4 protein-coding genes are annotated in these 6,220 nt (G+C 67.8%); 3 read left to right on the top strand and 1 reads right to left on the bottom strand.

The genetic code is table 11. The features are described from left to right. Positions 1-240 precede the first annotated feature (240 nt). Positions 241-1,593, bottom strand: coding sequence for a 4Fe-4S binding protein (locus tag GF399_01670; GenBank protein ID MBD3399024.1), 1,353 nt, complete (start codon positions 1,591-1,593; stop codon positions 241-243). A gap of 43 nt (positions 1,594-1,636) precedes the next feature. Between GF399_01670 and GF399_01665 the strand changes: the two genes are divergently transcribed. From GF399_01665 to GF399_01655, 3 genes are all read left to right on the top strand, one after another. Then, positions 1,637-3,301 carry a hypothetical protein gene (locus tag GF399_01665; protein ID MBD3399023.1) on the top strand — a complete coding sequence of 555 codons (1,665 nt, stop codon included), beginning with the start codon at positions 1,637-1,639 and terminating at the stop codon, positions 3,299-3,301. A gap of 919 nt (positions 3,302-4,220) precedes the next feature. After that, a complete protein-coding gene (locus GF399_01660) occupies positions 4,221-5,777 on the top strand; it encodes an Rne/Rng family ribonuclease (GenBank protein MBD3399022.1) in 1,557 nt (518 codons plus the stop codon). After that, positions 5,774-6,211 carry a DUF1284 domain-containing protein gene (locus tag GF399_01655; protein ID MBD3399021.1) on the top strand — a complete coding sequence of 146 codons (438 nt, stop codon included), beginning with the start codon at positions 5,774-5,776 and terminating at the stop codon, positions 6,209-6,211. The genes GF399_01660 and GF399_01655 overlap by 4 nt, the downstream gene beginning before the upstream one ends. Positions 6,212-6,220 lie beyond the last annotated feature (9 nt).

Here is a 6,220-nt window from a genome sequence, read left to right as displayed (position 1 = left end):
GTTTTTGCATCTCGGCGACCGTTGGAGCGGCGGCAACGGTCCGCCTCCGCAAAAACCGTGCCGGTTCCGGCGCTGCGGGGTTTGGGTGTTTGTCGGGCTGCGGCGGGTTTGTCCGGGCCGCCGGCGGGCTCGCTCCGGGCGGATGGTCCGTGGTGAACGATCCGCTCACCGGCAACTCAAAAGAGGAGCGGTAACTCCTCGGTCAGGATAGTATAAGTATAGCGGATCGGGGCGTCATTATCAGGGCTGGTCGGGTGGTCCGAGGTCCTGGCCGAGGCTGGCGGCGGCGGCGCCCAGTTGCAGGTCGTTGACGGGGATCAACTCCAGGACCTTGCGCGGTTTGGGTTTGAACTCGCGCAGGGCGGCCAGCATACGGTCGTCGTAGGGTGTGGGTTCGGCGGGGACGTTGGGAGCGCCGAGGCGCAGGTCGTAGAGGGGGTAGTGGATCTGCCCGATGCGGGCCAGGTATTCCTCGCGTGGCGGAGCGGCCCGGAAGCCGCCGGCGGCGAGGATCACGGCGCCGCCGATGGCGAAGACGGCCACGACGCCGACGGGCACCAGCCAGCCGGGTAGCTGTCGTTTACCGACGAGCTTGACCTGCAGGGCGCCGGGGACGGGGCAGTTGTCGACGCAGCGCAGGCAGAGGTGGCATTCGTCGGAGACGACGGTTTCGACGCGGTCGAGTTTGATCCAGGCGGGGCAGACCTTGTCGCAGTCCCGGCAACCCAGGGCGCAGCGTGAGCTGTCACGGTGGATCTTGACGGGGCTGAGCATGGAGGCGGCGCCGAGGAGGGCGCCGTAGGGGCAGAGGTAGCGGCAGATGAAGCGGGGGACGAACAGGGAGATCAGGACCAGGGCGCCCAGGAGGTAGTACAGCCAGGCGGGACCGTCGGTGAGGAAGTACCAGATGCGCAGGTCGCTGAGTTTGACGGCGGGGGAGTGGGTCAGCAGGTGCAGGGTCTCGGCGGTCAGTCCGGCGACCTTGACCAGGAAGAAGACCAGCAGGGCGTACTTGGCCAGGCGCAGGGGCAGGTCGAGGAAGGCGGGCAGACGCAGGTCGCGGCCCTTGGTTATCTTGCGGCCCAGCCACCACAGCCCCTCGGACAGGGTGCCGATGGGGCAGACGTGACTACAGAAGGTTTTCTTGAGCAGGATACTGCTCAGCAGGACCAGCAGCAGCAGGGACAGGGCCGCGGTGTGAATCCCGGCCGCTCCGATACGGACGGTGTGGGCCAGCTCGATATAGCCCAGGTGTGGGGTGTAGAGTTCGACGGGTGCGGGGTGGGCCGGACCCTCCTCGGCGCGGTCTTCGAGGGAGGCCACCCAGAGGGCGAACCAGGTGAGCAGCCCGAGGGCCGCCAGCAGGAAGACGATTTGAACGATCAGTCTTCCCCGACCGGGATGAACCCGTTTCTTGAAGATGTCGCCCACAGTGTCAGTCCTCCGTGTGCATGTGCCATAGAGGATAATAAAAAGCGTTGCCGTGCGCAACAACCTTGGCGGGGCTGGCTTGGCGGGCCGCGGCGGGGCGGTCGACGGGCGGGACGGCGCGGCGTCGCCCCGGTTGACAGCTTCGGTGTCCAGGTTTAACATCGCCGGGCTTGGGTGACGTCAACCGCGGGTGCGATATCAGGCGATGAAAGACGATCTGGAACAGATCCGTGCGCGTCTGCGCGAGCTGGGCTACCTGCGCAATCCCGTCGAACGCTTCGTCGTCGGGGGGGGCGGGGCGCCGGGAGGCGCCGGACTCTGGGGCGCTGCGCTGCGCTGCTGGGTGTTGCTGGGCGGGTTGTGGTCGGCCTGGGGCGCCCTGGCCCTGGTGCAGGCCAACGCCGCCTATCTGGTCGATTTCGGCGAGGGGTTGTTGCTGGCGCTGTACTGCTTTCTCCCGGGCCTCGTCGTCAGCGCCGCAGCTTTCGCCCTGCTGACCCTGGCGCTGCAGTTCGCCGGCTCACGGCCGTTGTCGGAGCGCCGGGCGTCGATCCTGCGTATCGGCTGGGCCGCCCTGAACGTTCTGGTCTTCGGCGGTTCGGCGGCCGGCTGGTGGCTGGCGGGGCGGGTCTTCGTCGTCGAGGCAGCGCCGACGCTGGTCAGCCTGCTGTTTTTGGCGGCCGCCGTCGGGCTGGGCCTGCTGGCCTACCGGTTGTGCTCCCTGGTCGCCGGTTTCTACCTCGGCGGGCGTTGGCTGATGAAGCGCCGGTTGCGCGAGATCCTCTTCTTCGGCGCCGGCCTGGCGGTGCTGGCCCTGGTCGCCGTGCTGGCGCGGCTGGACGAGGATGAGGCCGCCGTCGATTACACCCTGGCGTCGGGTCCGCCGGTGCTCTGCCTGGCCGTCGACTACCTCGAGCCCGCCGCCGTCGACGAGACGACGCCGACGCTGCGCGGGCTGCGCGCGACCTCCCTGGTTTACGGGCTGGAGTTCAAGCCCGGCGTATCACCGGCCCAGAGCTGGGCCACCCTGGTGACGGGCCGTCCGCCGCGTCGTCACGGGATTACGGAGCTGAGCTCCCTGGCTGTGACCGGGATCCACTCGCCGCTGCAATTGCGCGGCGACGGCCTGGGGCTGGGTGGGCTCTACTCCGCGTTCTGGCGCTTGATCGGCCTGGCCGAGCGGATGCCGGTGACCAGCCGGGACTGGCGCGAACCGCCGCTGTGGGAGCTCGTGGCCGGCGCCCCCGGAAACGCCGCCGCCTCGGTCTTCAACTGGTGGGCCACCTACCCGGCCCGCGGGGTCGCCGGTTTGCAGATCTTCACCGACGTCGCCCAGGCCGCCGTCGGTCGGGGTGCGGAGCCGCCGCCGGGTTCAGTCTTTCCGGCCGACTGGTCGGCCGTCCCGCAGCGTCCCCCGCGGCTGCTGTTGCAGCTGTTAAACGGCCGCGAGCGGGCGCGCCGTCTGGGTGTCGAGATCCCGCCGCCCACCGCCGTCGATACCGCCGTCGCCGAGGTGCTGGCCAACTACCGTGGACTGGCCGCCGGGATCGGAGAGGCCCCCGTCGTCGTCGTCGTGCTCAAGCCCGACGCGGGCGGGGGTGGGGAGTTGTGGCTGTCCCGTCTGGACGGTCCCCCACCCCCGACTAAGACGCGCTGTCTGGATCTCTACGACGCCGCCGCCCTGCTGTTCTGCCTCTGCGGTGTGCCGCTGGCCGAGGACCTGCCGGGCGAGCCGCCGGCCGTTTCCGACCTGGTCGAGGACGAGCCGCGCCGAGTGGCGGGCTACGGTCCCTACCGGCTGCCGGCCCTGGAGCCGGAGAGCATCGACGCCGCCCTGGAGAGCCTGCGCTCCCTGGGCTACCTGCAGTGAGGGCGCCGGGGGTCTTCGGCACCGCTAACCCGTTGACTTTTTTTGTCTTTTATACTAAATTCAACCTTCACTGACGATGCTGACGGCTGACTGACGGTTGACTAACGGTTGGCTGACGATTGACTGACGATTGACCGACGGTTGTTCAACCAGACTGAGCGAACGCACACCGGATTCATCCATTTTTCAGTTTCACAGCCGTTATTCAGCCCTTTGACAGTCTCTTTCGACTTCCACCTCTTCACCCGTTTGACCTTTTGTTAACCGGCCGAGCGGACGCGACCCCGCGGGTGCGGACGTAACGACGCCGGAGAATCGGAAGGCTGGAGCGGTCGGTTGGAGTGCGGTATCGGGCGCGCCGTCATTAACATTGATTAGCGCGGATTAGCGCGGATCAGCACGGATCAGCACGGATCAGCGCGAATCAGCGCGGCGCCGACGCGGTGTTTGACCGGACCGCCCGACTGCCGGGTTCGACCCGTCTTTTAGCCGACTTGCTGGGCGGTGGTGCGAACCAGCCCGGCGGTGTCCGACCCCGATGGTCGCAGCGGCGGAAACGGTTCGATCCCGCCGGGGACCGCAGCCGCACCGTTCAGCATCACCCGGCCCGGGAAAACCCCACCGTCCGCAGGCAGCGACGGTGCGGCCGTCCCGCCGACCTGCCGGGGAACCGCGCTTGATCGACGTCGCCGACCGCCGGCGCCGCAGCGCCTTCGACCAAGACATTCGCTCCCCGCAGCCTACCGTTCCCCGCCTCGTTCCCGCCCCCGGCGTCGTTCACCCGTCTCCGGCCCCGACCAGGTTTAGATGACGGTGGACGCATTCCGGCGTTTCAACGATCCCCCGACCGACGCCAGCTTCCGGGCGACGGCGGGGGTCTTTGCACCGCCGCTCCGCCGCCCCAGCGCAGAGGTTTTATTTGAAAAAGGAAATCCTAGTCAACGTCTCCCCGCTGGAGACGCGGGTGGCCGCTCTCGAGGACGGCCGCCTGGTCGAGATCATGACCGAACCGGCGGGCACCACCCGCATCGTCGGCAACATCTACAAGGGCAGGGTTAGCGAGATCCTCCCCGGCCTGCAGGCCGCCTTCATCGACATCGGTCTGGACCGCAACGCCTTCCTCCACGCCGAGGATCTGGTTACCGACGTCCACGACATCGGCAACTTCCTCGACGAGGACTACCAGCACGACCGCCGCCGCGGTAAACACACCCCCATCGAAGAGATTCTCAACCGCGACCAGGACATCCTGGTCCAGGTGACCAAGGAACCCATCGGCAAGAAGGGCCCCCGGGCGACCACCAACATCACCCTGGCCGGGCGCTTTCTCGTCCTGATGCCCTACGCCGACCACGTCGGCGTCAGCCGCAAGATATCATCCTCCTCGGAACGCAACCGCCTGCGCGGCCTGGTAAAGGACCTGCGCAGCGGCAAGACCGGCTTCATCATTCGCACCATCGGTGAGGGCGCCTCCAAGCGTCAACTGCGCCAGGAGATGCGTTACCTCAACCGCCAGGCCCGGGAGATCGTCCGCCGGGCCAACAAGGTCGAGGCCCCGGCCCTGGTTCACGACGACCTCGGCCTGGTGCTCTCCCTGGTGCGCGACGTCGTCTCCGACGAGGTCGACGCCGTGGTCATCGACGACCGCGGGGTCTACAACCGCATCAAGGAGTTCTCCCATCGGGTGGCCCCCGACCTGGGCGCCCGGATCGAGCACTACTCGGGCCGTTACCCCATCTTCGAGGCCTATGGCGTCGAGAAGGACATCGAGCGCATCACCCACCGCAAGGTCTGGCTCAAGTGCGGCGGTTATCTGGTCATCGAGCAGACCGAGGCCCTGATCTCCGTCGACGTCAACACCGGCAAGAACGTCGGCAAGCACAACCTGGAGAAGACGGTCTACGAGACCAACCTGGAGGCCGCCGACGAGATCGCCCGCCAGTTGCGCCTGCGCGATCTGGGGGGCATCATCATCCTCGACTTCATCGACATGGAGGTCGCCAAGCACCGCGACAACGTCGTCCGGCGCCTGAACAAGGCTCTCTCCCGGGACCGCACCAAGCACCGGGTGCGCAAGATGAGCGACCTGGGGCTGGTCGAGATGACCCGCAAGCGGGTGCGTAAAAGCGTCACCTCGCAGATGACCGACAAGTGTCCCTGTTGCGGCGGCTCGGGCCTGGTTCTCGCCGAGCGCAACATCATCCTCAAGACCGAGAGCACCCTCAAGCGCGGACTTTCCAAGAGCGACTCCAACCGGGTGCAACTGCTCTGCAACCCCCACGTGGCCCAGTTGCTCAAGACCCGCTACCAGGACATGCTCAACCGGCTCAGCGAAGAGTTCCAGCGCCGGATCATCATCCAGACCAACCCGACGATGCCCTTCGACGAGTTGCAGGTCAAGGATCTCAAGGACACCCGTCGTCGTTCCACCGGTCGCCGCGGCCGGCGCCGCAAGAGCAAGCAGGATCAGCAGTGACCCCCGCCGCCCTCGAGCTGCGTCCCCACCACCTGCTCTGTCTGCTGGCCTTCATCGGCCGGGGCTACTCGTCGGGCTTCGTCGCCCGGATGCGCGAGCTCCAGCGCCGCTATCTCGATCCCGCAATGACCATCCGTCTCGTCGAGGGACCCGACGACGCCTGCCGGGCCTGCCCGGAGCTCGAAACCGCCGGTTGCGGCCGCGACGGCGCCGGGGTGCGGGCTATGGACCGGCGGGTGCTGGCGGCCACGGGGCTGACCCCGGGCATCCACAGCGCCGGGGCCCTGCACGGCACTCTGGCCCGGACCTTCGCCGCCGTTGACCCCGGCGAGGTCTGCGGCGCCTGCAGTTGGCGCGAACTGGTGGACTGCCCCACCCTGATCCGTCGCCGGCTGGAGGCGCTGCGACCCCAACCCGCCCCCGATGCCCGATGAGGGCGGTTC

It is taken from the genome of Candidatus Coatesbacteria bacterium (genome assembly GCA_014728225.1).
Classification (GTDB): Bacteria; RBG-13-66-14; RBG-13-66-14; order RBG-13-66-14; family RBG-13-66-14; genus WJLX01.
Note: the sequence above shows the minus strand (reverse complement) of the source record. Positions and strands in the feature narration are given on the sequence as shown.

What these genes read in the sequence shown, in the direction of transcription:
- GF399_01665 (MBD3399023.1), top strand. Translation starts at nt 1,637, where the DNA reads ATGAAAGACGATCTGGAACAGATCCGTGCGCGTCTGCGCGAGCTGGGC.
- GF399_01670 (MBD3399024.1), bottom strand. Translation starts at nt 1,593, where the DNA reads ATGTTAAACCTGGACACCGAAGCTGTCAACCGGGGCGACGCCGCGCCG.